This is a genomic window from Halosolutus sp. YCN4 (assembly GCF_059736495.1).
Genome location: NZ_JCASSM010000002.1, coordinates 302,731 through 324,711, shown reverse-complemented (window position 1 = coordinate 324,711; position 21,981 = coordinate 302,731). Strand labels below are relative to the sequence as shown.

General features: G+C 65.9%; 23 protein-coding genes. 12 read left to right on the top strand and 11 right to left on the bottom strand.

Going from position 1 to position 21,981, the window contains the following annotated elements; translation table 11 throughout:
- On the bottom strand, positions 1–420 hold the full coding sequence (locus AC6I6X_RS07780; RefSeq protein ID WP_497929954.1) for a PPC domain-containing DNA-binding protein: 420 nt from the start codon (positions 418–420) through the stop codon (positions 1–3).
- A gap of 253 nt (positions 421–673) precedes the next feature.
- Between AC6I6X_RS07780 and AC6I6X_RS07775 the strand changes: the two genes are divergently transcribed.
- The 6 genes from AC6I6X_RS07775 to AC6I6X_RS07750 all read left to right on the top strand — a co-directional run bounded on the left by AC6I6X_RS07775 (position 674) and on the right by AC6I6X_RS07750 (position 7,332).
- Positions 674–2,269 carry an ABC transporter substrate-binding protein gene (locus AC6I6X_RS07775; protein WP_497929953.1) on the top strand — a complete coding sequence of 532 codons (1,596 nt, stop codon included), beginning with the start codon at positions 674–676 and terminating at the stop codon, positions 2,267–2,269.
- 116 nt (positions 2,270–2,385) lie between these two features.
- Positions 2,386–3,387: an ABC transporter permease gene (locus tag AC6I6X_RS07770; protein ID WP_497929952.1), complete on the top strand. Its 1,002-nt coding sequence runs from the start codon at positions 2,386–2,388 to the stop codon at positions 3,385–3,387.
- A 2-nt stretch (positions 3,388–3,389) separates the two neighbouring features.
- Positions 3,390–4,421 carry an ABC transporter permease gene (locus AC6I6X_RS07765; RefSeq protein WP_497929951.1) on the top strand — a complete coding sequence of 344 codons (1,032 nt, stop codon included), beginning with the start codon at positions 3,390–3,392 and terminating at the stop codon, positions 4,419–4,421.
- A 2-nt stretch (positions 4,422–4,423) separates the two neighbouring features.
- On the top strand, positions 4,424–5,608 hold the full coding sequence (locus AC6I6X_RS07760) for an ABC transporter ATP-binding protein (protein WP_497929950.1): 1,185 nt from the start codon (positions 4,424–4,426) through the stop codon (positions 5,606–5,608).
- The gene (locus AC6I6X_RS07755) at positions 5,601–6,959 is read left to right on the top strand and encodes an ABC transporter ATP-binding protein (RefSeq protein WP_497929949.1); all 1,359 of its coding nucleotides are present in this window, start codon (positions 5,601–5,603) and stop codon (positions 6,957–6,959) included. Before AC6I6X_RS07760 ends, AC6I6X_RS07755 begins: the two co-directional genes overlap by 8 nt.
- A gap of 217 nt (positions 6,960–7,176) precedes the next feature.
- Positions 7,177–7,332 (top strand): hypothetical protein, encoded by a 156-nt coding sequence (locus AC6I6X_RS07750; protein ID WP_497929948.1) that lies wholly within the window; start codon positions 7,177–7,179, stop codon positions 7,330–7,332.
- A gap of 137 nt (positions 7,333–7,469) precedes the next feature.
- On the opposite strand, the gene AC6I6X_RS07745 is transcribed toward AC6I6X_RS07750, so the two are convergent.
- Both AC6I6X_RS07745 and AC6I6X_RS07740 read right to left on the bottom strand, forming a co-directional pair.
- Positions 7,470–7,979: a DUF7974 family protein gene (locus tag AC6I6X_RS07745; RefSeq protein WP_497929947.1), complete on the bottom strand. Its 510-nt coding sequence runs from the start codon at positions 7,977–7,979 to the stop codon at positions 7,470–7,472.
- A gap of 71 nt (positions 7,980–8,050) precedes the next feature.
- Positions 8,051–8,212, bottom strand: coding sequence for a DUF7556 family protein (locus AC6I6X_RS07740; protein ID WP_250139049.1), 162 nt, complete (start codon positions 8,210–8,212; stop codon positions 8,051–8,053).
- Positions 8,213–8,347: 135 nt separating this feature from the next.
- Between AC6I6X_RS07740 and AC6I6X_RS07735 the strand changes: the two genes are divergently transcribed.
- The 3 genes from AC6I6X_RS07735 to AC6I6X_RS07725 all read left to right on the top strand — a co-directional run bounded on the left by AC6I6X_RS07735 (position 8,348) and on the right by AC6I6X_RS07725 (position 11,754).
- Positions 8,348–9,199, top strand: coding sequence for a CBS domain-containing protein (locus AC6I6X_RS07735; RefSeq protein ID WP_497929946.1), 852 nt, complete (start codon positions 8,348–8,350; stop codon positions 9,197–9,199).
- Positions 9,192–11,024, top strand: coding sequence for a glycine--tRNA ligase (gene glyS, locus AC6I6X_RS07730; protein WP_497929945.1), 1,833 nt, complete (start codon positions 9,192–9,194; stop codon positions 11,022–11,024). The genes AC6I6X_RS07735 and glyS overlap by 8 nt, the downstream gene beginning before the upstream one ends.
- Before the next feature lie 145 nt (positions 11,025–11,169).
- A complete protein-coding gene (locus tag AC6I6X_RS07725; protein ID WP_497929944.1) occupies positions 11,170–11,754 on the top strand; it encodes a dolichol kinase in 585 nt (194 codons plus the stop codon).
- Between the two features lie 55 nt (positions 11,755–11,809).
- Here AC6I6X_RS07725 and AC6I6X_RS07720 read toward each other — a convergent pair whose 3' ends face one another.
- The 4 genes from AC6I6X_RS07720 to AC6I6X_RS07705 all read right to left on the bottom strand — a co-directional run bounded on the left by AC6I6X_RS07720 (position 11,810) and on the right by AC6I6X_RS07705 (position 14,382).
- A complete protein-coding gene (locus AC6I6X_RS07720; protein WP_497929943.1) occupies positions 11,810–12,649 on the bottom strand; it encodes an ABC transporter permease in 840 nt (279 codons plus the stop codon).
- Entirely contained in the window at positions 12,646–13,581 is a 936-nt protein-coding gene (locus tag AC6I6X_RS07715; protein WP_497929942.1) for an ABC transporter ATP-binding protein, read from the bottom strand. Before AC6I6X_RS07715 ends, AC6I6X_RS07720 begins: the two co-directional genes overlap by 4 nt.
- Before the next feature lie 78 nt (positions 13,582–13,659).
- Positions 13,660–14,160, bottom strand: a complete 501-nt coding sequence (locus AC6I6X_RS07710) for a TspO/MBR family protein (RefSeq protein ID WP_497929941.1) — start codon at positions 14,158–14,160, stop codon at positions 13,660–13,662.
- A gap of 24 nt (positions 14,161–14,184) precedes the next feature.
- Complete coding sequence (locus AC6I6X_RS07705) at positions 14,185–14,382, bottom strand: hypothetical protein (RefSeq protein WP_497929940.1); 198 nt, start codon at positions 14,380–14,382, stop codon at positions 14,185–14,187.
- Between the two features lie 91 nt (positions 14,383–14,473).
- Here AC6I6X_RS07705 and AC6I6X_RS07700 point away from each other — a divergent pair, with 91 nt between their 5' ends.
- On the top strand, positions 14,474–14,947 hold the full coding sequence (locus AC6I6X_RS07700; RefSeq protein WP_497929939.1) for a nucleotidyltransferase domain-containing protein: 474 nt from the start codon (positions 14,474–14,476) through the stop codon (positions 14,945–14,947).
- A gap of 143 nt (positions 14,948–15,090) precedes the next feature.
- Positions 15,091–17,532 carry a DEAD/DEAH box helicase gene (locus AC6I6X_RS07695; RefSeq protein ID WP_497929938.1) on the top strand — a complete coding sequence of 814 codons (2,442 nt, stop codon included), beginning with the start codon at positions 15,091–15,093 and terminating at the stop codon, positions 17,530–17,532.
- A gap of 49 nt (positions 17,533–17,581) precedes the next feature.
- Here the strand turns inward: AC6I6X_RS07695 and AC6I6X_RS07690 are convergent, their stop codons facing one another.
- From AC6I6X_RS07690 to AC6I6X_RS07675, 4 genes are all read right to left on the bottom strand, one after another.
- Positions 17,582–18,310 (bottom strand): Sjogren's syndrome/scleroderma autoantigen 1 family protein, encoded by a 729-nt coding sequence (locus tag AC6I6X_RS07690; RefSeq protein ID WP_497929937.1) that lies wholly within the window; start codon positions 18,308–18,310, stop codon positions 17,582–17,584.
- 134 nt (positions 18,311–18,444) lie between these two features.
- A complete protein-coding gene (locus AC6I6X_RS07685; RefSeq protein ID WP_497929936.1) occupies positions 18,445–18,891 on the bottom strand; it encodes a GNAT family N-acetyltransferase in 447 nt (148 codons plus the stop codon).
- A gap of 82 nt (positions 18,892–18,973) precedes the next feature.
- Positions 18,974–19,429, bottom strand: coding sequence for a TIGR00725 family protein (locus tag AC6I6X_RS07680; protein WP_497929935.1), 456 nt, complete (start codon positions 19,427–19,429; stop codon positions 18,974–18,976).
- Positions 19,430–19,488: 59 nt separating this feature from the next.
- The gene (locus AC6I6X_RS07675; RefSeq protein WP_497929934.1) at positions 19,489–20,703 is read right to left on the bottom strand and encodes an MFS transporter; all 1,215 of its coding nucleotides are present in this window, start codon (positions 20,701–20,703) and stop codon (positions 19,489–19,491) included.
- A 153-nt stretch (positions 20,704–20,856) separates the two neighbouring features.
- Here AC6I6X_RS07675 and mdh point away from each other — a divergent pair, with 153 nt between their 5' ends.
- Positions 20,857–21,771, top strand: coding sequence for a malate dehydrogenase (gene mdh, locus AC6I6X_RS07670; protein WP_250139035.1), 915 nt, complete (start codon positions 20,857–20,859; stop codon positions 21,769–21,771).
- Positions 21,772–21,981 lie beyond the last annotated feature (210 nt).

The following is a 21,981-nucleotide window of genomic DNA, read 5'->3' as shown; positions in this document are numbered from 1 at the left end:
TCAGAGCCAGAGGTCGAGATCGGTCGTCTCGTCGTGTTCCCGTTCGAGCCCCTGCTCGAACACGCGCATGTGGACCTCGCCGGCCCAGACCGTCGCCTCGTTCAGGTGGCCCGCGACGCACTCCCCGTCGGGACCCGAGAGGACGACGTGCGTGTGGGCGAACCGCTCGCCGTCCAGCAGGGAGACGTTCCCGACGCAACTCGCCACCTCCAGTGGCTCGTCGAATTCGATCGGGTGGTACTCGCAGTCGTCCTGGTCGTAGTACCACAGTTCCGCGTCCTGCACCGCACCGAGCGCCGTAAACCAGGCCGCGTCGGCCCCGACCTCGTCCGCGAGCGACTCGATCTCTGCTCGCCAGTCGGCGCCCGTTTCGAGGCGGGCGACGTACTCCGATTCGGTCTCGACGGCGCGATAGTTCATACGGGATACCTGTATGTGGCAGTAGAAAAAGGTCCCCGTTTGGCCGGTGACGGAGACCGAACGCGATCGCGATGGCGGTGATTACGTTCGGTTCGGAGGAACAGTTCGGCCCCTTCCAAAACGCATCCAAGATCGTTTTGTTCGCACATCTGTTGTACACACGACTAATTTGCTGATTGGAGACCACATATGCGGACAGATATGGCAGACGGACCAAAACATATAATAATGAAGTTATTGCAGCATTCATGGTATGGTACAGCATAAGCCAGAACTGTCCCGACGAGGGCTCCTCGGTACGGGGGCTGCCGTCTCGGCGACGCTAATCGCGGGGTGTATTGGTGGGGACGGTAACGGTAATGGTAACGGTGGCACCGATCAGTTTCACTTTACGCAGGAACAATCTCGAGAAGAACAGTTCGATCCCGTCGTCTCGAACGACGCGTACAGTTTTCAGGTGATTCAGCTCGTCTTCGATGGACTCTACGAGTACGGTGAAGACCTCGAGTTGCAGCCCAAACTCGCGGCGGGCGAGCCGACCGTCGAGCGCGACGGGACGCGGTACATCTTCGAACTCGTGGAGGGAGCGACGTTCCACAACGGCGACGAGGTGACCGCCTCGGACGTCGCCCACTCGTTTACCGCGCCGGTCGAAGAGGAGACGGAGAACGCGTCCACGTACGACATGATCGAGAGTACCGAAGTCATCGACGACTACCAGTTGCAGGTCGACCTCGGAGAGGACCCGTACGGGCCGTTCGAACTCGCGACGATGGGCGTAACGGTCGTTCCCGAATCCGTCCGCACCGAGGACCGCGAGGCGTTCAACAGTGACCCGGTCGGCTCCGGACCGTTCGTGTTCTCCGAACTCCAGGAGAACGAGTACGTCGAGATCGAACGTAACGACGATTACTGGGACGACCTCGAGCCGAACCTCCAGCAGGTCCGCTTCGTCGCCCACGACGACGACGCGGGTCGCGTTTCCGATATCCGATCGGGGGATACCGACGTCATCGCAGGGATCCCGAACGACGACTGGGACGTCCTCGAGGGGGAAGACAACGTCAATCTCCACTCCGCCGAGAGTCCCACGTTCATGTACATGGCGTTCAACTGTAACGAGGGTCCGACGACGAACCCGGAGATCCGACGGGCGATCGCCCACTCGTTCTCGATGTCGGATTTCATCGAGTCCAACGCGGGGAACGTCGCCTCGCCGATGTACAGCCCCGTTCCGCCGGTCGTCAACGAGATCTGGGGATTCCCGGAAGACGAGTACCAGGATCTGCTGCCGGAGTACGATCCCGACGAGGCCCAGTCGCTGCTCGACGAGCACGCGCCCGACGATTTCGAGCCAATAATCATCACGCCGGAGGGGATCCGCGCGCAGCTGGCCGAACGGATCGCCACCCGGCTGGACGAGATCGGCTACGGCGCGGACGTACAGACGCTCGACTTCGCGACGCTGGTCGATACGTACACGAGCGGGAGTGCCGACGACTATCAGATGTACCTGCTGGGATGGACTGGCGGCCCCGACCCAGACTACTACCTCTACCCGCTCTTCCACGAGAGCCAGGCGGGAGTGAACCAGGGCCACTACTACGAGGGGAGCGACGAGTTCCACGAGAACATCGCCGACGCCCGTAATTCGGCCGACCAGGAGGAGCGGTACGACCTCTACGAGCCCGTCGTCCGAGAGATCGTCGAGGAGTTGCCCGCGCTACCAGCGTTCACCCAGGACAACACGATGGCCTCTCGCGACTACGTCCAGGGCCTCCAGGCGCACCCGGAAGTGACCAGGAACCCGACCCTCGTCGCGGACTACACGAACGTATCGATGGAGTGACGTGACGGGTTCGTCCGGCGATCGAACCGGACGCTCGCACGGATCTTTCGGCGGGCCGATCGCTGGTACCGTCGGAGTCGACGCGATCGAAGTGAGAACCGACCGACTCGTGACAAATGAAACTGCTCAAATACACGATATACAGACTATTGCAGGCGATTCCCGTCCTGATCGGGATCTCCGTCATCACGTTCCTGCTCGCGAACCTGGGTCCGGGCGATCCCGTCAGTCTCATGCTCCAGGGGCAAGAGCACAGCGAGGAACTGGTCAGGGCGATCGAACAGCGATACGGGCTCGACAGGCCGTTACACGAGCGGTACGTGACGTACATGGCCGGCCTATTGGAGGGGGATCTGGGCCAGAGCATCCACTACCAGCGGCCGGTCGCCGCCCTGATGATGGATCGGATCGGGCCGACGCTCCTGCTGGTGCTGTCGGCGTACGCGTTCGCGCTGGCGACGGCGATACCGCTCGGTATCGTCGCCGCCAATCGGCGCAACGAACCGACCGATCACGTCTCGCGGATCGCCGCGCTCGTCGGCGTCAGCACCCCGTCGTTCTGGATCGGAATCGTCCTGATCCTCGTCTTCGCGGTCAAACTCGGCTGGCTTCCCTCGAGCGGTCTCTACTACCCGTGGCGGCCCCCCAGTTCCTATCCGGGGATCGACGGCCACCTCGAGTTGTACTACCAGTCGCTGAGACACCTGCTGTTGCCGATGATCGCGCTGGGAACGCTCCAGATGGCGACGATCATGCGCGTCGAACGAACGCAGATGATCGAGTCGTTACAGGGAGAGTACGTCAAGCTCGCCCGCGCGTACGGCGTCCCGGAGCGGACGATCCTGCGGAAACACGCCTTCCAGGTGGCCCAGTTACCGATTATCACCATCGTCGGTCTCAACCTGTCGACGGCGCTCGGCGGTGCGGTCCTGACCGAGACGGTGTTCAACATCAACGGCATGGGGCTGCTCTTCGTCGAGGCGATCCAGCAGAACGACTACCAGCTCGTGATGGGCATCACGATGACGCTCGGCGTGTTGTTCGTGCTCGGCGTGATCATTACCGACATCTCGTACGCGTACGTCGATCCACGCGTCACCTACGGGGAGGGTGAGTAACCATGGCGGTCAGTGAATCAGAGTTCGAAGGCAGGCGGGAACCGGCGGCCGAAAACGACGACGTCGAGGCTCGCGTCGGCTGGCGATACACCGTCGCACGGATCAAACGGGACACGACTGCCCGATGGGGACTGTACATCGTGGCGGCCGTGTTGAGCATCGCGGTGTACGCCGCGGTGGACAGCAACCTGTCGTTGCTCACGTTCGGGCTCCTCTCGGATTTCACGTTCGCGAAGTTGTTGCCGATCTTCGACCATCCCACGCGCATCCCGCCGCCGGGAGAAGGGACCCAGCACATGCCGCCGTACTTCCCGCTCGCCGAGCAACCGTGGAACCCGCTTCCGGCGGGCGGGACGCTCGAGCATCCGCTGGGAACCGACCACACCGGCCGGGACTACTTCACGAGGATCGTCTACGGCACGCAGGTGTCGGTGTTCGTCGGGCTCGTCTCGACGTTCATCGGACTCGCCGGCGGCACGATCATCGGTGCTGTAGCCGGGTATTACGGCGGCAGCGTCGACGACATCCTGATGCGGATCGTTGAAACGATCTACGCGATCCCGCCGCTGATCCTCATCATCGTCTTCACCGTCTTCGTCGGCGGCGCGAACATCTGGTACGCCGTTCTCGGCGTCGGAATCGCGTTCATCCCCGTCTTCGCTCGCATCATCCGGAGCCGGGTCCTGAGCATCCGCGAGATGGACTACATCGAGGCGGCCCAGGCGGCCGGCGTGCGCGATCGCAACATCATCCTGCGACACGTCGTCCCGAACAGTTTCGCGCCGGTGCTGGTGTACGCCACGCTCCAGATCGGCGTGACGATCCTCATCGTCGCCGGGCTCTCGTTCCTGGGCTACGGCGCACAGCCGCCGACCCCCGACTGGGGCCAGATGCTCAATATTTCGCACGGCTATATGCACTCGAACCTCTGGCTCTCGATCTGGCCGGGTATCGCGATTATGATCACGATTATGGGCTTCAACCTGTTCGGCGACGGCCTGCAGGACGCCCTCGATCCCCGCATTGAGGACTAAGAATGAGTTCAGAACCACTCCTTCGCGTCGAAAATCTCAAGACCCAGTTCTTCACGGAAACCGGTACAGTACGCGCCGTCGACGGCATCTCCTTCGAGGTCTACGAGGGCGAGATCGTCGGACTCGTCGGCGAGAGCGGCGCTGGCAAGAGCGTCGCCTCGATGAGCCTGCTTCGGCTCGTCGAGAGTCCCGGCGAGATCGTCGGCGGCGAGATACGCTACAAGGGCGAGACGATCTTCGGCCTCGAGGAGGGGCCGGACGGCGAACTCCGGGAGCGCGACGACATGCTCTCGAACGAGGAGATCCGCACCCGGATCCGCGGAAACGAGATCGCGGTGATCTTCCAAGACCCGATGGAGTCGCTGAACCCCGTGTTCACGGTGGGCGGGCAGCTTCGCGAGTTCATCGAACTCAACCGGGACCTGCCGAGCGACGAGGCGAAGGCCGAGGCGATCGAGATGCTCCGCGAGGTGGGGATTCCGGATCCCGAGGAGCGCTACGAGGAGTATCCCCACCAGTTCTCCGGGGGGATGCGCCAGCGCGTCCTCATCGCGATGGCACTGGCCTGCGAACCCAGCCTCATCATCGCCGACGAGCCGACGACCGCGCTGGACGTCACCGTCGAGGGCCAGATCATCGACCTCGTCGACGAACTCCAGCAGAAGTACGGCACGAGTTTCATTTGGGTTACGCACGACCTGGGCGTCGTCGCCGAAATCTGCGATCGCGTCAACGTGATGTACCTCGGTGAGATCATCGAACAGGCTCCCGTCGACGAGTTGTTCTACGACACCAACCACCCCTACACCGAGGCCCTGCTGAACTCGATGCCCCGTCCCGATCAGGCAACCGAACTCGAGCCGATCGAGGGGGTGATGCCCGAGGCGATCAACCCGCCCTCGGGCTGTCGGTTCCACCCGCGCTGTCCGGACGCCCGGGAGGTCTGCACGCAGGTCCACCCCGATACCCGGGAGGTCGATCGGGCCGACGGCTACCCGCACCGGGCGGCCTGCGTGAAACACGACGTCTTCGACGTGGGGTACGACGAGAGCGTCCCGCTCGAACCGGATGACGGGGCCGACGTAACGGTCGGCGAAACGGGAACGGAGGACGGGCCGGAATCGACCGTCGAGGGTGGAGCCGCCTCGACGGATGGCGGGTCCGACGGAGGTGATCCCGATGAGTAAGCCCGAGGATCCGATCGGCTTCGGGGACATGGATCTCGAACAGGGCGAGACCCTGCTCGAGGTCGACGGGCTGACGAAGTACTTCCAGTCCGACTCCGGGCTGTTCGCGTCGGTCAACTTCGAGCCCGATCGGTTTCCGCCGGTGAGCTTCGGCGTCGATCACGTGAAAGCCGTCGACGACGTCTCCCTCGAGATCGAGATGGGCGAGACGCTGGGACTCGTCGGCGAGTCCGGGTGCGGCAAGAGTACGCTCGGGCGGACGATCCTGCGACTGCTCGACCCGACGGACGGGACGATCCGGTTCAAGGGCGAGGACCTGGCCGAGATGAGCGGCGAGGAACTCCGGCGGAAGCGATCGGAGATCCAGATGATCTTCCAGGATCCCCAGTCCTCGCTGGACCCGCGGATGAAGGTCGGCCAGATCATCGAGGAGCCGATGCGCGCCCACGACATGTTCGACGACGAGGGCCGGGAGGCGCGCGCCAAGGAATTGCTCGAGAAGGTCGGCCTCGATCCGCGCCACTACAATCGGTATCCCCACGCGTTCTCCGGGGGTCAGCGCCAGCGGATCAACCTCGCGCGGGCGCTGTCGGTCGATCCCGACTTCGTCGTCTGCGACGAACCCGTCTCCGCGCTCGACGTCTCCATCCAGGCCCAGGTGCTGAACACGATGGAGGAACTCCAGGAGGAGTTCGGCCTCACCTACCTCTTCATCGCCCACGACCTCTCGGTCATCCGGCACATCTCCGATCGGGTCGCGGTGATGTACCTCGGACACGTAGTCGAGGTCGCGGACAAGACGGAACTGTTCGAGAACCCACAGCACCCCTACACGAAGGCACTGCTGGAGTCGATTCCCGTCCCCGATCCCCGCGAGAACGGCGCCCGCGGGGTGCTCGAGGGGGAGGTCCCCAGCCCGATCGATCCGCCGTCGGGGTGTCGGTTCCGCACGCGATGTCCGCGACTGATCGCGCCCGACGCGTACGACTTGACCGACGAGGAGTGGGCGCAGACGCGAGCGTTCATGCGAGCGGTCAAGCGCCGGATGTTCGAACCGATGCGGGCCGCCGAGATGGAGGCCGAATTCTTCGGCGGCGACCTCCCACGGGGCGAGGCGGGCGACATCGTCGCGGAGGCGATCGACCTGCTCGCGACCGATCGCGAAGGGGCCCGGAACAGCGACGACGACGCCCACGAGAGCACGGCCTGGGAGTCAGCGACCGACCGACTACTCGCGGCCTTCGCCGAGCGGAGTATCTGCGCGCGGGAACGACCCAGCTACGAGGTCGAGTCGGCCATCGGTGACGGGAAACACTTCTCGGCCTGTCACCTGCATCGCGACGGCCGGTAAGCCATCGACGACCGCAGAGCGGATCGGTCGATCGCCCCGGCCGATCCCTCCCCGAGCCGTGCCCGATTCGACGATCAGTCTCGAGAGCGTCGCATCAGGAACAATATAGATTATGACCGTGCGTGCTAGCGATTGACCAACTAATGAAGGACGATTACACAACGTGAGGAACCGTCGCAAAAAGGCTTAAGAACGGTGGGTTATTATTTACTCGTGTATGAGTAAGATCCTCTCCACCGTGGCGACGTACACGAGCATCGGCGCGAAAGTACAGCGAACGATCGAGCACTCGCCCGAGTTCTCGGGCGTCCAGAAGAGCGAGACCGGCCGCCCCGATCGGCAGGCGCCAGCGGGTGGCTTCCTGACGGGATAACGCTGTCGAGGTGCATCGAACGCGCATGCGACGCTCGCTCGACCCCGCCTCGTGCGGGGACTCTCGATTCTGATTCCGGAGAACACTTCGCTCCTGCGTAGCGACCGCGATAGTCACCCGAGAGACGGGTGCTGACCCTACTCGATCGTAATCGTCGTCGAGTCGCGCGGCCGGTACCGGTTCTCGTGGGTCGCGACGAACGCCCGGATCTCGTACTCGCCGGGATCGGGGACGACCGACTCGTGGCGATCGCCCCGCGTGCGCTCGAGGTGGCCGTTCCACGTGACCGAGACCCGCTTGCGCTCGCCGCCGCGGAAGCGAAACGCCGACGGTCGCGATCGGGTGTACCGACGTTCGTCGGTGGCCTCGAGTTCGCCGTCGATCGTCCACCCCCAGCGGCGCTGGCGAGGCGTCGGGATCTCGACGGGCACCGGGAGACGGTTCTCGAAGTCGACCGTGAACGCGACCGGATCGCCGCGCGCGTAGCGATCGGCGTCGGTGGCGACGGAGACGGCGATCGCGCGGCGGGCGAGCGCCCCCGGAAGCAGTGACGCGAGAGACGTCATGACGGTCGCCCGGGAGTCGTCGGTCTCGAACCCGAACTCGTCGTCTGCGTCCGTTCCCCGTCTATTGCGCGGTCCGACCATCGGCTGGACAGTCTACAGGCCCGTACTAAACAGTGGGTGAGACGGGTCACGGCCGTGCGCTCGATCGAGAATCATCGCATGGCAGGAAGCGTCGGGGCGGCGTCGGCCTCCATCGAGAGCCACGCCCCGTCTGCAGAAATGTCTGCAATCACGTACTCGTCGCTCGATTCCGTCGAGTCGATCGAGCCGACGATCGTGTCGTCCGCGGACACGGTGTGAGGGTTCGGCACCATGTGTGTATGTGACTACCACCCACATATAAACTCGTCGAATCGGACTGTCCAGTTCGTAGACTGGTCTCTTTCCGAATATGTTCGGTGGCCCGTGAAGCACTGGGTTTATACTCATTTTTGCCCTACGGTGGGGACATGAACGTAGCCGACGCGATGACGCCCCGCGAGGACGTGGTGACCGTGGACCTGCCGGGCACCCGATCGGACGTGCTCGAGTACCTGCAAGAGCGGTCGTTCTCGTCCGTCCCGGTGGTCAAATCGACAGACAACGGCCCCGAGTACCGGGGACTGGTCTCGCGGGACGCGCTGATCGAACAGCCCGACGAAGACCAGCTCGTGATGCTGATGGACGACGTCCCGACGACCACGGCCGGAACCGCGCTCGAGGACGTCGCGCGGACGATGGTCGAGGAGGGCGCGCGCCGCGTCCCCGTGGTCGACGGCGAGTTCGAGGGGATCGTCACGGTGACGGACGTGATCCACGCGATCGCGACGGGCGACCAGGAGGCCGACGGCGACGTCGAGACCTACGCCAGCGAGAACGTGAACACGACCTACGAGGGCGCGCCGCTGCCGGTCGCCGAGCGGGAACTCTCCTACGCGAACGTCCCTTACACGATCGCGCTGGACGACGACGGGGAGATGAGCGGCGTCCTCACCGAGGTCGACATCATCGACGTCGCCCGGATCGTCGAGGGCGAAGAGGAGACCGGCGACAACTTCGGCGACCAGGACGACGAGTGGTCATGGGAGGGAATCAAGGCGGTCGGGAGCCGCTACCTGCCGACGCGGGACATCGAGATCCCGGCCGAACCGGTGTCCGAGTTCATGAGCGACGACGTGGTGACGGTCTCGGGATCGACGTCGATCCAGGAGGCCGCACAGAAGCTGATCAGCAACGACATCGAACAGATCCCGATGGTCGCGGGCGAGCAACTGGTCGGTATCGCCCGGGACATCGATCTGCTGGAGGCACTCTATGAGTGAGCAACAGGCGACGACTGACGCGAGCGAGGCAACGAGCGAGAAACTGGTCGAACTGGCAAAGCGCCGCGGCTACTTCTTCCAGTCCTCGGGCGCGTACGGCGGCGTCGGCGGCTTCTACACCTTCGGTCCGCAGGGTGCGGCCCTGAAGGGCAACGTCGAGGACGCCTGGCGCGATCGGTTCGCGGTCGCGGAGGGCAACATGGAGATCGACGCGCCGACGATCATGCCCGAACCCGTCTTCGAGGCGTCGGGCCACCTCGACGGCTTCGACGACATGCTCGTCGAGTGTCCGGAGTGTGGCGAGAGCCACCGCGCGGACCACGTCGTCGAGGACAACACCGAGTACGAGGACGCAGAGAGCCTCCCGATTCCGGAGGTCGAGGAGGTCATCGCCGAGTACGAACTCGTCTGTCCCTCCTGTGGCGCGGGACTCGCGGGCCAGGCCGTCGAGGCGTTCAACCTGATGTTCGCGACGAACATCGGCCCCGGCGACTCCCAGCCCGGCTACCTGCGGCCCGAGACGGCACAGGGCATCTTCGTCGAGTTCCCGCGCCTGAAGGAGTACGCGCGCAACCAGTTGCCGTTCGGCGTCACCCAGATCGGCCGCGCCTACCGCAACGAGATCAGCCCGCGCCGATCGATCATTCGGACGCGCGAGTTCACGCAGGCCGAACTCGAGTACTTCGTCGACCCCGAGGAGGACGACCCCGACCTCGAGGCCGTCGAGGACGTCGCGGTGACGCTCTATCCCGCCAGCGAGCAGAACAAAGACGAGGGCGAGGAGATCGAGACGACGATCGGTGACGCCGTCTCCGAGGGCATCATCGGCGACGAGTGGGTCGCCTACTTCCTCGGCGTCGCGAAGCCGTGGTACGACGCGGTCGGCGTCGACATGGACCGGTTCCGGTTCCGCCAGCACCTCGCGGGCGAGCGAGCCCACTACGCGGCCGACTGCTGGGACGCCGAAGCGTTGATCGACGGGACCGAGGAATCACAAGATTCCGAGGATCGGAAGACGACGGAGTCGTCTTCCGGGTACTGGATCGAGATAGCCGGCTTCGCCTACCGGAGCGACTACGACCTCTCGAAACACGCCGAATACTCCGACGATCGGTTCACGATCTTCAAGCAGTACGACGAACCGAAGACCGTCGAGCGCGCGACGGTCGACCCCGACATGAGCTACCTCGGCCCCGAGTTCGGCGGCGACGCGCAGGCGGTCGTCGAGGAACTCGAGACGCTCGCAGGCCGAGACCGAGCCGCGTTCGACGGCGAAACCGTCGAGATCGAACTCGAGGGCGAAACGCACGAGATTCCCGTCGAGAATACCGGCTTCTCGGTCGACGAGGAGACGATCGCCGGCGAGCACATCGTCCCCCACGTCGTCGAACCCTCCTTCGGCGTCGATCGACTGGTCTACACCGTCCTCCACCACGCCTACCGCGAGGACGAGGTCGACGGCGAGGAACGGACCTACCTCGAACTCGAGCCGGAAGTCGCGCCGACGTTCGTCGGCGTCTTCCCGCTGCAGAACGACGAGGACCTCGAGGCGGTCGCCGACGAGATCGTCGACGACCTGCGCGCGGTCGGCCTGTCGGTCACCTACGACGACTCCGGCAACATCGGTCGGCGCTACCGTCGCCAGGACGAGGTCGGCACGCCGTTCTGCGTGACGGTCGACTACGAGACGATCGAAGCGGACGAGGCGACCGTCACGGTCCGCGAGCGGGACTCGACCGAGCAGAAACGGCTCCCGATCGAGGACCTGCCCGAGACGCTGTCGGCGCTCCGGACCGGCGACCGCGAGTTCGACGACCTCGAGTGACCGCCACGACGCCGCCCCGTCCGGGCCAGCGCCGGGTCACGACCCGGGCTGCGAGCCGCCGATCGCGATCGCCGTTTAAGAACTATATAGCGCTCCGGAGAACTAACCGACGGACTGAAGGTCACATCTCTCGAGGCACGATGTGATGGCCGACGAACTGAAGCGACGGCTCGTCCACGCCAGCGGGTCGGGCCTGGTCGCCCTCTATCTGCTCGCCGCCTATCTCGATCTCGGACTGACGTGGCCTCGATTTAAGCTCCTGATGGTCGTCCTCGCGACCGGGACGATCGTCCTCGAGTTCGTCCGTCTCCGGATCGGACTCGACTGGCGGCTCTACGAGGTACTCACTCGCGAGTACGAACAGGATAACCCCGCCGGCTACGCGCTGTACATGATCAGCATGGCCGCCGTGGTGGTGGTTTTCGAACCGGACATCGCCCTCCCGGCGATGTTGATGCTCTCGCTCGGCGATCCGATCAGCGGCGCCGTCTCGGACAACACGTTGCAACGGATCAAGCCGCCGAAAGTCCTCATCACGATGTTCCTGGTCTCGACGGTTATCGCGATCCCGTTCCTGGGACTCGTGGCCGCGATGGCCGCCGCGGTGGGTGCGACCCTCGCCGACGGCGTCACCCTCGAGATCCGGACCTACATCATCGACGACAACCTGACGATCCCGATCTACGCCGCCGTGCTCGCGTGGCTCGCGATCGAGTTCGTCCCGGTCTGACGGGCGGCCGATCGCGGGCTGTACCCGGACGATCGACCGGGCGCGTGTCGCCCGATCAGACGTCCGTCGCCCGGAACCGGAGGGTTCCGATCGTGGTCACGACGACGATCCAGCCGACGAGGACGACGAGTGCGAACGCCGGCGATTCGTAGAACGCCGGTTCCGACGGCGGCGTCACGAATGTCGCGCTGTCGAGGTCGGGGAACAGTCCCGTGAGCAGGTACGTGTACGCGGCGACCGGGTTCAGCGCCGTCACGAAGGTGACCCACTCCGGGGTCGTCTCCGGGTACGAGAAGCCGTAGCGGACGTACAGCGCGGTGTATGGAAGGCGGTCCCAGAGGCGGAAGAAGAAGACGACGAACAGGCCGAACGCGGCGACGGTGGCCCGCGTCGTCGTTCGAACGACGGCCGAGACGGCGACGGCGAGTGCGGTAAACGTCACGCCGAAGAGCGCCAGAAGCGCCGCGACGCCGGCCAGTCTGACTGGATCGACGGTTACACCCTGGAGCAGGGCGACCGGCGCGGCGGCGAACAACGAGACGACGACCGCCGTACTGACGACGAGACTTCGCCCGACGAACGTCCCGAGGACGACCGTTTCCCGGGGGATCGGAAGCCCGAGCACGACCTTCAGCGCGCCGCTCGTTCGTTTCTCGACGATCGCGGTGGCGAAGAAGCCAAGCGCCAGCAACGGCGTCAGCATCGTAAACAGGGCCAGCAACGGCGGTACCAGTTCGGCGTCGGACCCGGTCGCCGACGCCGATCGACCGGCGGCGTAGGTCACCACGAGTCCGAGGACGACGTAGATGCCGACGAGGAGGTGGAACTGGCGCTCCCGGACGGTGTCGAGTACGTCCTCGCGGACGAACAGCGCGAGGGTGTCCGGGGAGGTCACTGGGCGACACCCCGCGTGTAGGTCTCGAACAGTTCCTCGAGCGACGTCTCGCTCGTAGTGACGTCCGTGACGTCGGCGACGGAGTCGTGGAGGGTCGCGATGACCGGGGCCTTCGCCCGGTCGGTGCAGGCGACGGTGACGGTCGTCCCGTCCGTCCGCAGTCCGGTCACGCCCTCGATCGATCGGACGCGATCGAGCGCGTCGTCGGGAATCGTCGACAGTTCGATCGTGACCGTCGCCGTACTCCCCGAGGATTCGCGCAACGCGTCGATCGTGTCGACGGCGACGAGTTCGCCGCCGTCCAGGATGGCGACCCGATCGGCGACCGCCTCGACCTGCTCCATGATGTGACTCGAGAAGAAGACGGTCGCGCCGCGCTCGTTCTCCTCGCGGACGATCCGGCGCATGGTTCGCGCGCCGTTGGGATCGAGGCCGGTCGACGGTTCGTCCAGGATCAACAGGTCGGGATTCCCGACCAGCGCCACCGCGAGCATGAGTCGCTGGGCCATCCCCTTGGAGTACTGCTCGACGGGGTAGTCGCCGACCCCGCGCATGCCGACCCGTTCGATGAGGTCGTCCGGGTCGTCGGCCGCGTCTTTCGCCTCGATCGCGAACTCGACGTGTTCCCGGCCCGTACGCTCGCCGATCGGCCCGTAGCCGTCGGGGAGAACACCGACGCATTCGCGGACGGCAGTGCTCTCGGTCGCGACGTCGTGGCCGAGGACGCGGACGGACCCCTCGGTCGGGGCGGTGTAGTCGAGCAGGACGTCGATCGTCGTCGACTTCCCGGCCCCGTTCGGGCCCAGAAAGCCGAAGATCTCGCCGTTTCGAACGGTGAGATCGAGGTCGCGGAGGGCGGTGACCGACCGACCCCTGAAGAGGCCGGCACGGCCGTAGCGTTTGGTCACGCCGCGGAGTTCGATCGCGGGCATACGCTGATTTTTCGGGGCGAAAACATTATCGTTTTGATTAGTTTCCGGGGAGAAAAACGGTGCCATGGAACCGATTCGTCAGGCGTTCAACCGCCATATTTCGGCGTTGAGAACCGCCGCGAAGGAGATCCAGGCGAGGTAGGGGACGAGGAGGACCGCGGCGCGACGATCGACGCGCCGGAAGGCGGCGATCGTGCCGGCGACGAGCACCCAGAGGACGACGATGATCCCGAGCGCGAGCAGCGGCCGCTCGAGTCCGAAGAACGCGGGCGTCCAGGCCACGTTGAACGCCATCTGCGCGGCGAACAGTCCCAGCGCGGCCCCGCGGGCGTCGACGTCGCTGCGCCAGACGAGCCACAGCGCGATCCCGAGCAGGGTGAAGAGGAGGGTCCAGACGATCGGGAACGCGATATCGGGCGGGTAGAACGCCGGTTTCTCGAGGCTCCGGAACCAGGGCGAGTCCGGCGAAGAGATCGTGGCCGGCAGCGCCCCGACGAGGTTGACCAGGAGGACGAACCCGATCGCGGTACCGATCGACCTGCCGTCCGGGACTCGGGTACCGATCGTGGGAGATTCCATACGGAACGTATGCGACGAGCGATCTTAGGGATAGGGACGGTCTCGGTCGAGCAACTCGACGTCGACGAGGTCGGCGAGTCCGGGGACGTCGAAATCCGAATCGGAGACGACGAGTCGTTCACTGACGAGTCGCGAGAGCAGGTCGTCGAACGTCTCGTCGTCGCCTTTCAGCGCCGCGAGTGCCGCGCGGGTATCCTCCTCGACGCGGATGCTCTTGCTCACACGGATTTATATACGGGCCGCGATACAAGATCGGTTCTCCGCACTGTCGGACGAGTACTTACGAATGCGGTTCGCGTATCACCGAGCATCGATGCCCGAACTCGACGAGCGGGTCCGCGTCGCGCTCGAAACCCTCGCGGCGGCGCTCGACGGTCGCGACGTGACGTGGGCGCTTACGGGAAGCACCAGTTTCGCGCTCCAGGGGATCCCACTGACACCGGACGATATCGACATGCAGACGACCGAAGCCGGCGCGTACGCGATCGAAGACGCGTTTTCGGACCGGGTCGTCGATCCAGTCTCGTTCTCGGAATCGGAGCGAATCCGCTCGCACTTCGGGGCGATCGAACTCGACGGCGTCCGAGTCGAGATCATGGGCGCGGTACAGAAGCGTCGGGACGACGGCACGTGGGAGGAGTCCATCGACGTTACGGACCATCGAACCGTCGTGGATACCGGTCGCGTTCGCGTTCCCGTGCTCTCGCTGGACTACGAGGCGAGAGCGTACGAACGCCTGGGTCGATCGGAACGAGCGGCCCTTCTCGCAGAATACAGTGACGAATAAGCGCTTCAGACCGGGCGCTGGCGACTGCGGGAACGAAGTCGCGAACGCGCCGAGTGCCGCGCCGAACCGGCGATCGCCGGCCGCGGTATCACTTTCACCGCGGTACGGGAACCCTTATTCGCGGCGACGGTGAACGATCGCCAATGGCAGCGACGGACGAGGACGGGAGTCAGCCGACGATCGAGCACCCGTTGCTCGCACCCGACTTCCTGGAGCGACGACTCTACCAGTTGCAACTCGCCGGTACGGCCGCGAACTACCACACGCTCGTCTGTCTGCCGACGGGGCTCGGAAAGACGACCGTGAGCCTGCTCGTGACGGCCCGCCGACTCGACGAAGTCGGCGGGAAGTCGCTGATGCTCGCGCCGACGAAGCCCCTCGTCCAGCAGCACGCGGAGTTCTACCGGGAGGCCCTGCAGATTCCGGACGACGAGATCGTCGTCTTCACCGGCGACGTCAGTCCCGAAGATCGGGCCACCCTGTGGGCGGAGTCGACGGTCGTGATGGCCACGCCGCAGGTGATCGAGAACGACCTCGTCGGGAGCCGGATCTCGCTTTCCGAGGTCACCCACTGCACGTTCGACGAGTGCCACCGCGCGACCGGCGACTACGCCTACAACTACATCGCCGAGCGCTACCACGCCGACGCCAGCGATCCGCTCGTGACGGGCATGTCGGCCTCCCCCGGCGGCGACGAGGAGGCCATCCTCGAGGTCTGCGAGAACCTCGGCCTCCAGGAGATCGAGGTGATGACCGAGGACGACGCGGACGTCGCCGAGTTCACCCACGACACCGACGTCGAGTGGGAGCGGATCGACCTCCCCGACGAAGTGCTCGAGATCCGGGACGCGCTCAACGAAGTCATCAAAGACCGCCTCGAGAAACTCAAAGAACTGGGCGTCGCGGATTCGACCCAGCCCGACCAGTCCCAGACGGACCTGAACCGGATGCGCGCCGAACTCCAGCAGCTGATCAACAACGATCAGTCGGAAGGGTTCGAGGGGATGTCCGTCCACGCCGAGGTGATGAAACTCCGGCAGGCCGTCACCCTCGTCGAGACCCAGAGCGTCGAGGCGCTCCGGCGGTACTTCGATCGCCAGCGCAACCAGGCCCGATCGTCCGGCGCGTCGAAGGCCAGCCAGCGGATGGTCTCGGATCCCCGCGTCCGGGAGGCCATGCGCAAGGCCGAGCGTTTCGACGAGTTGCACCCGAAGTACCGGAAGACCAGAATGCTGCTCGCCGAGACGCTGGGGCTCGACGACGGCGAACGGGTGATCGTCTTCACCGAATCCAGGGACACCGCGGAGGCGCTGACGGACTTCCTCGCGGAGAGTTTCGACGCGAAGCGGTTCGTCGGCCAGGGCGATCGCGAGGGATCCGACGGGATGACCCAGACCCAGCAGAAGGAGGTGTTAGACGAGTTCCGGGCGGGCGAGTTCGAGGTGCTCGTCTCCACCTCGGTCGCCGAGGAGGGCCTGGACGTGCCCGAGGTCGACCTCGTGCTCTTCTACGAACCCGTCCCGACCGCGATCCGATCGATCCAGCGCAAGGGGCGAACGGGCCGCCAGTCCGAGGGCCGGGTCGTCGTCCTCATGGCCGAAGACACCCGCGACGAGGCCTACTTCTGGATCTCTCGCCGCCGCGAGAAGGAGATGGAAACGGAACTGCGCGAGTTGAAGGGAATGGCCGACGAGATCGAGGACGAACTCGACGCGGCCCAGCAGTCGCTCGCGGCGTTCGACACCGGAGCGAAAGTGGACGGCGAGAGCGGCAAACCGGGGGACGGGAGCGGGAGTTCCAGCGGAAGCGAAGGGGTTTCGGACCAGCCAGGCCTGCAAGAATTCGGGGATCCTCACTCGGAATCGGGTACCGATTCCGAGAACGGATCGGCCGACGGTAACGTCGAAACTCACGAACCGTACGCCGAGGGCGACGCGATCGAGATCGTCGCCGACCAGCGGGAGATGGACGCCAACATCGCCCGGGACCTCTCCCGCCGGGAGGAGTGTGAGGTGCGCCTCGAGACGCTCGACGTAGGCGACTACGTCTGCTCCGACCGCGTCGTCGTCGAACGCAAATCCGTGGCCGACTTCGTGGATTCGCTGGTCGGCGGCGATCGATCGGTCTTCGAGCAGGTCGGCGCGATGGCTCGTCACTACTCGCGCCCGATCGTGGTCGTCGAGGGCGACGGCCTGTACGAACAGCGAGACGTCCACCCCAACGCCGTCCGGGGCGCGCTCTCGAGTCTCGCGGTCGACTTCGGCGCGAGCGTCCTGCGAACCGAGGACGAGTCGGAGACGATGGAACTGCTCGCGGTGATCGCCGGCCGCGAGCAGGAAACCGCGGATCGCGAGGTCTCGGTCCACGGCGAGAAGCAGTCGAAGACCCTGGCCGAACAGCAGGAGTACGTCGTCTCCTCGATCGCCGAGATCGGCCCCGTCACGGCGCGATCGCTGCTGGAGGAGTTCGGCACCGTCGAGGCGGTGATGATCGCGACCGAGGACGAACTGCAGGAAGCGGACGGCGTCGGGCAGGTGACCGCCGAGCGGATCCGCGAAGTGATCGGCAGCGAGTACACGGGCTGAGCCCCGCTTCCGACGATTGGAACGCGGACCGGCGAGCGTCAGCGGGTCGTCACCGAAGCACGTCGAGCGTCTCGGCCGCCTCGCGAGCGGCCTCGAGGCACTCCCTCGCGTAGCGCGGATCGTCCGTCTCGGCCGCCTCGGCGGCGAACTTCTCGAGGGCGGCGACGAGCGACGCGTGGGCGGCATCGAGATCGCCCGCGGGCGACTCCCGCGCCGGAGACGATCGACGCGACGGTGCAGTCCCCTCGCGGGCCGATCGGGTCGACGACTCACGCCCGGGCGAATCGCGCCGCGACGACGGCGACTGGGCCTCGCGGTCCGACTCCGCCGGCGATCGGGACGACGTCTCCTCGCCGACGTCCGGTTCGTCGACGGCCGTCGCGTCCGAATCGAACCCCTGCGTCGCGTCCCCGGTCGGTGACGTGTCTTCCTGAGCCGAGCGTTCGGTTCGATCGTCATCGGCGGTGTCGGAGGACGAGTCACCGGGTTCGGTGGCCACTCCCTCGTCGGTCGTGTCGCCGCCGGCGGACTCCTCGGCCGGCCGGGCCTCGAGGTCCGTCCCCTCGACGGCGTCGGGGTTGCCGTGACAGCTCGGACAGAACGTCGTGCCGTCCTGCTGGAAGAGCGGGTCGCCACAGGTGCCACAGTGGGTGTTCGTCATCGTGGCCCCCTTGAGCAGGAGGTCGCTCATCCGCTGGGTGGCCTCCCGTTCGGCCTTGTCGCGCTCGTACTTCTCGCGAAGTTTCTCGCGCTCGGCTTCCTTGTCGAAGTCGCTCATATGCGTCTAGAGACGCTGGAGTGTCGAAAAACCTGCGAAGTATCGAGTCCCGAACGATCGGGGGTCGCTCCGCCCCTGGCTACGGGTCGTCACCGCACCGATCGGGGGACGCCGGCCCGATCGGCACAGGCCGGCTACCGATCGGCCCCGTCGTCGCGCTCCACCCGGCGATACATCCCCTTCGAGGCGGGTCGGGTCTCCTCGAAGCCGAAGCGCTCGTAGAAGCCGTCGACGTCGGCCATGAGGTTGACGTACGCGCCCGACGGAGCCGTCTCCTCGACGTACGATTCGAGGTGGTTCATGATCCGGGTCCCGAGTCCCTGCCGCTGGTGATCCGGATGGACGGCCATGTCCGAAATCTGGTAGACGGTGCCGTCGTCGCCGACGATCCGGCCCATGCCGACGACATCGCCGGTCGGGTCGTGGACCGCGATCACACTGTAGAGCGAGTTCGGGAGGCCCCGCTCGATTCCCTCGATCGATCGGGACGTCATCCCGGCGGCCTCGCGGAGTGCGGCGAACGTCTCCGGGTCGGGGAGTTCCTCGCGGATCGTGTACGAGCCCTCGTCGCGATCGGTCATATCGGCGTCAGGTCGCGACAGGAAAAGGTCCTACCGGTTTCCCCCGGTCGTCGGCCCGTCGGTCTCAGCCGCGGCCGCGATCTCACTTTCGGCCGTCGATCGCGTCCTCGACGACGTCGACGGCCGCCGCGGGCGTCCCGACGGTCGTCTCGACGCCGGCTACGTCGTGGGTTCCGAGCCCGACGATCGGCCGATCGTAGATGCCCGCGAAGCCGATCTCCGTGAGCGTCCCGTGGCTCCCGGCGAGCGCGATGACCGCGTCGCCGTTCAGCGGGACGAGCGCGTTGCGAGCGTGGCCGAGACCGGTCGCGATGGCCGTGTCGACGTAGTCGTTGGCCTCGTCTCGGCGTTCGCTCGGGAGGATGCCGATCGTCGACCCGCCCGCGGCTTTGACGCCGCGACAGACCGCTTCCATCGTCCCGCCGCGACCGCCGCAGACGACCGTGTGGCCCCGCGTCCCGAGTTCGCGGCCGACCGCGACCGCGACGTCGGTCTCCTCGTCCGTGATCGTGCCGCCGCCGATGACGCTGACGCGCATGCGGGAACGCGAGACGGCGAGCGCAAAGACGCGTTCGATCCCGCGACGCGAGCCGCCGGCTACGAGCGGGCGAGGAGGACGCCCGCGAGGACGAGTCCGATCGCGGGGAGCGTCGCGAGCGCGGCGAACAGCAGGGTCGGGCCGCCGTAGGTGAGGGCGACCCCGGCGATCGAGGCCCCCGCGGCACCGATTCCGAAGACGCCGAGGTAGGTGTAGCCGAAGGAAAGCCCTTGGATCTCCGCCGGAACGTACTCGCCGATGAGCGCCTGGTGGATCGGTACCTCCGCGAAGACGAAGAAGCCGAGCGCCGCACAGATGGCGATCGTCGCGACCAGTCCGGCCGACGTGACGAACGGAAACAGGGCCGTGACGGCCAGCAACGCGGCGAACGCACCGACGATCGCTCGCTCCGGCGATCGCCTGTCGCTCACCGTACCCCCGACGAACTGGCCGGCAGCCCCGATCAGTAACAGCCCCGCGTAGACGTACTGGCTCGGTTCGAGCGTCTCACCCGCGACCTCGACGGACTCGAAGACCGGAAGTCCGGCGAGGACGTCCGGCAGGAACGTGAACAGGCCGCGATAGTACGTGCCCGCGAGGATCGCGATGGCGAACACGACGAGGAAGCCGCCGACGAACAGCAGTCGGGTCCGGGCGACGACCCCGGAGAGTCGATCGCCGGCGTCCGGCCGCACCGACTCGCTCCCGGGATCGACGGCCGCCCGTTCGTCGAACTCGAATCGAGCGGCGGCGAGGATGCCGACGACGGCCGGGAGGACGAACAGACCGGCGACGAGTCGCCAGTCGAAGACCGTGAGCAGGAGCGCCGCGACGAGGGGCCCGATCGCGGTCCCGACGTTACCCGCGGCGCCGTGGTACGCGAGGACGGTTCCCTGTCGCTCCGACCCGCGGGTGATGAGCGAGAGTCCGGCGGGGTGGTACAGGCTCGCCGCGGCCCCCCAGACCACCAGCGCGAGTGCCAGAATCGGGACCGTCGGGGCGAGACCGACGAGCACGAACCCGCCACTCATCCCGGCCATCGAGAGGAGGACGAGCCGTCTCGATCCGTACGCGTCCGCGAGCGCGCCGCTCGGGAGCGCACCGACGCCGACGAGCGCGTACCCCACCGCGACCACCGTTCCCAGGACGGCCGGCGAGACGTCGAACGCGTCCAGCCAGACCACCACGAAAAGCGGGATCGTGAGTTCGTACCAGTGGAACGTCGCGTGCCCGAGCATGGCGAACCGGGCGATCGTGCGATCGTTCCGATGCATACGAACTGGCAGTCGAACGGCAAAGAAAGGCGTTCTGGAACGCCGATCGGGCGCGCCAGGTTCGACGATCGACGTATCATATATCGTCACGTTCGGGTTCGCGTGGGAGAATCCGACGGATTTAACGCGGATGGTGGTCCATTTTTACGTGGTATGACGAAAGTTAGCGTGGTCGGCGCGGCCGGCACGGTCGGGGCCGCCGCAGGCTACAACATCGCGCTTCGGGACGTGGCGGACGAACTCGTGTTCGTCGACATTCCGGACAAGGAAGACGACACGATCGGCCAGGCTGCCGACACCAACCACGGCGTCGCCTACGACTCGAACACGACGATCCGACAGGGCGGCTACGAGGACACCGCCGGCTCGGACGTGGTCGTCATCACGGCCGGCATCCCGCGCCAGCCCGGCCAGACCCGGATCGACCTCGCGGGCGACAACGCGCCCATCATGGAGGACATCGGCTCCTCGCTGGCCGAGCACAACGACGACTTCATCACCGTCACCACGTCGAACCCGGTCGACCTGCTGAACCGCCACCTCTACGAGACGGGCGATCGGGCCCGCGAGAAGGTGATCGGATTCGGCGGCCGACTCGACTCCGCCAGGTTCCGCTACGTCATCTCCCAGCGCTTCGACGCGCCGGTCCAGAACGTCGACGCGACGATCCTCGGCGAACACGGCGACGCCCAGGTTCCCGTCTTCTCCAAAGTGCGCGTCGACGGACAGGACCTCTCGTTCGACGAGGACGAAAAGGAGGAACTCCTCTCGGAACTCCAGACCTCCGCGATGAACGTCATCGAGAAGAAAGGCGCGACCGAGTGGGGGCCGGCGACCGGCGTCGGGCACATGGTCGAGGCGATCCTCCGGGACACCGGCGAAGTCCTCCCCGGCAGCGTCGCACTCGAGGGCGAGTACGGCCACGAGGACACCGCCTTCGGCGTCCCGGTGAAGCTGGGCTCGAACGGCGTCGAGGAGATCGTCGAGTGGGACCTCACCGAGTTCGAGCGCAACCAGCTCGGCGAGGCCGCCGAGAAGCTCTCGGAGCAGTACGACAAGATTTCGTAGTCGCCCACGCCGCCCGATTTTTTCGCCGTCAGCCTCGAGCGCAAGCGATCGGGCTCGCCCCTGCGGATCGACGTGCGAGCGGGTCCGGCCTCGCGAGTCGACGATCGGTCTCGATTCGTCCGGTTCCGAACCCGACCGTCTCCGCTTCCGGTCGCTACCGACCGTCGCGACGGGACCCATCGATCGAGAGTCAGCGGCTGTCGAGAGCGA

Bases quoted from the DNA above. Each gene is read 5' to 3' on its own strand.
- AC6I6X_RS07780 (WP_497929954.1), bottom strand. From the start codon at position 420: ATGAACTATCGCGCCGTCGAGACCGAATCGGAGTACGTCGCCCGCCTC.
- AC6I6X_RS07775 (WP_497929953.1), top strand. From the start codon at position 674: ATGGTACAGCATAAGCCAGAACTGTCCCGACGAGGGCTCCTCGGTACG.
- AC6I6X_RS07770 (WP_497929952.1), top strand. From the start codon at position 2,386: ATGAAACTGCTCAAATACACGATATACAGACTATTGCAGGCGATTCCC.
- AC6I6X_RS07765 (WP_497929951.1), top strand. From the start codon at position 3,390: ATGGCGGTCAGTGAATCAGAGTTCGAAGGCAGGCGGGAACCGGCGGCC.
- AC6I6X_RS07760 (WP_497929950.1), top strand. From the start codon at position 4,424: ATGAGTTCAGAACCACTCCTTCGCGTCGAAAATCTCAAGACCCAGTTC.
- AC6I6X_RS07755 (WP_497929949.1), top strand. From the start codon at position 5,601: ATGAGTAAGCCCGAGGATCCGATCGGCTTCGGGGACATGGATCTCGAA.
- AC6I6X_RS07750 (WP_497929948.1), top strand. From the start codon at position 7,177: ATGAGTAAGATCCTCTCCACCGTGGCGACGTACACGAGCATCGGCGCG.
- AC6I6X_RS07745 (WP_497929947.1), bottom strand. From the start codon at position 7,979: ATGGTCGGACCGCGCAATAGACGGGGAACGGACGCAGACGACGAGTTC.
- AC6I6X_RS07740 (WP_250139049.1), bottom strand. From the start codon at position 8,212: ATGGTGCCGAACCCTCACACCGTGTCCGCGGACGACACGATCGTCGGC.
- AC6I6X_RS07735 (WP_497929946.1), top strand. From the start codon at position 8,348: ATGAACGTAGCCGACGCGATGACGCCCCGCGAGGACGTGGTGACCGTG.
- glyS (WP_497929945.1), top strand. From the start codon at position 9,192: ATGAGTGAGCAACAGGCGACGACTGACGCGAGCGAGGCAACGAGCGAG.
- AC6I6X_RS07725 (WP_497929944.1), top strand. From the start codon at position 11,170: ATGGCCGACGAACTGAAGCGACGGCTCGTCCACGCCAGCGGGTCGGGC.
- AC6I6X_RS07715 (WP_497929942.1), bottom strand. From the start codon at position 13,581: ATGCCCGCGATCGAACTCCGCGGCGTGACCAAACGCTACGGCCGTGCC.
- AC6I6X_RS07710 (WP_497929941.1), bottom strand. From the start codon at position 14,160: ATGGAATCTCCCACGATCGGTACCCGAGTCCCGGACGGCAGGTCGATC.
- AC6I6X_RS07700 (WP_497929939.1), top strand. From the start codon at position 14,474: ATGCCCGAACTCGACGAGCGGGTCCGCGTCGCGCTCGAAACCCTCGCG.
- AC6I6X_RS07695 (WP_497929938.1), top strand. From the start codon at position 15,091: ATGGCAGCGACGGACGAGGACGGGAGTCAGCCGACGATCGAGCACCCG.
- AC6I6X_RS07690 (WP_497929937.1), bottom strand. From the start codon at position 18,310: ATGAGCGACTTCGACAAGGAAGCCGAGCGCGAGAAACTTCGCGAGAAG.
- AC6I6X_RS07685 (WP_497929936.1), bottom strand. From the start codon at position 18,891: ATGACCGATCGCGACGAGGGCTCGTACACGATCCGCGAGGAACTCCCC.
- AC6I6X_RS07680 (WP_497929935.1), bottom strand. From the start codon at position 19,429: ATGCGCGTCAGCGTCATCGGCGGCGGCACGATCACGGACGAGGAGACC.
- AC6I6X_RS07675 (WP_497929934.1), bottom strand. From the start codon at position 20,703: ATGCATCGGAACGATCGCACGATCGCCCGGTTCGCCATGCTCGGGCAC.
- mdh (WP_250139035.1), top strand. From the start codon at position 20,857: ATGACGAAAGTTAGCGTGGTCGGCGCGGCCGGCACGGTCGGGGCCGCC.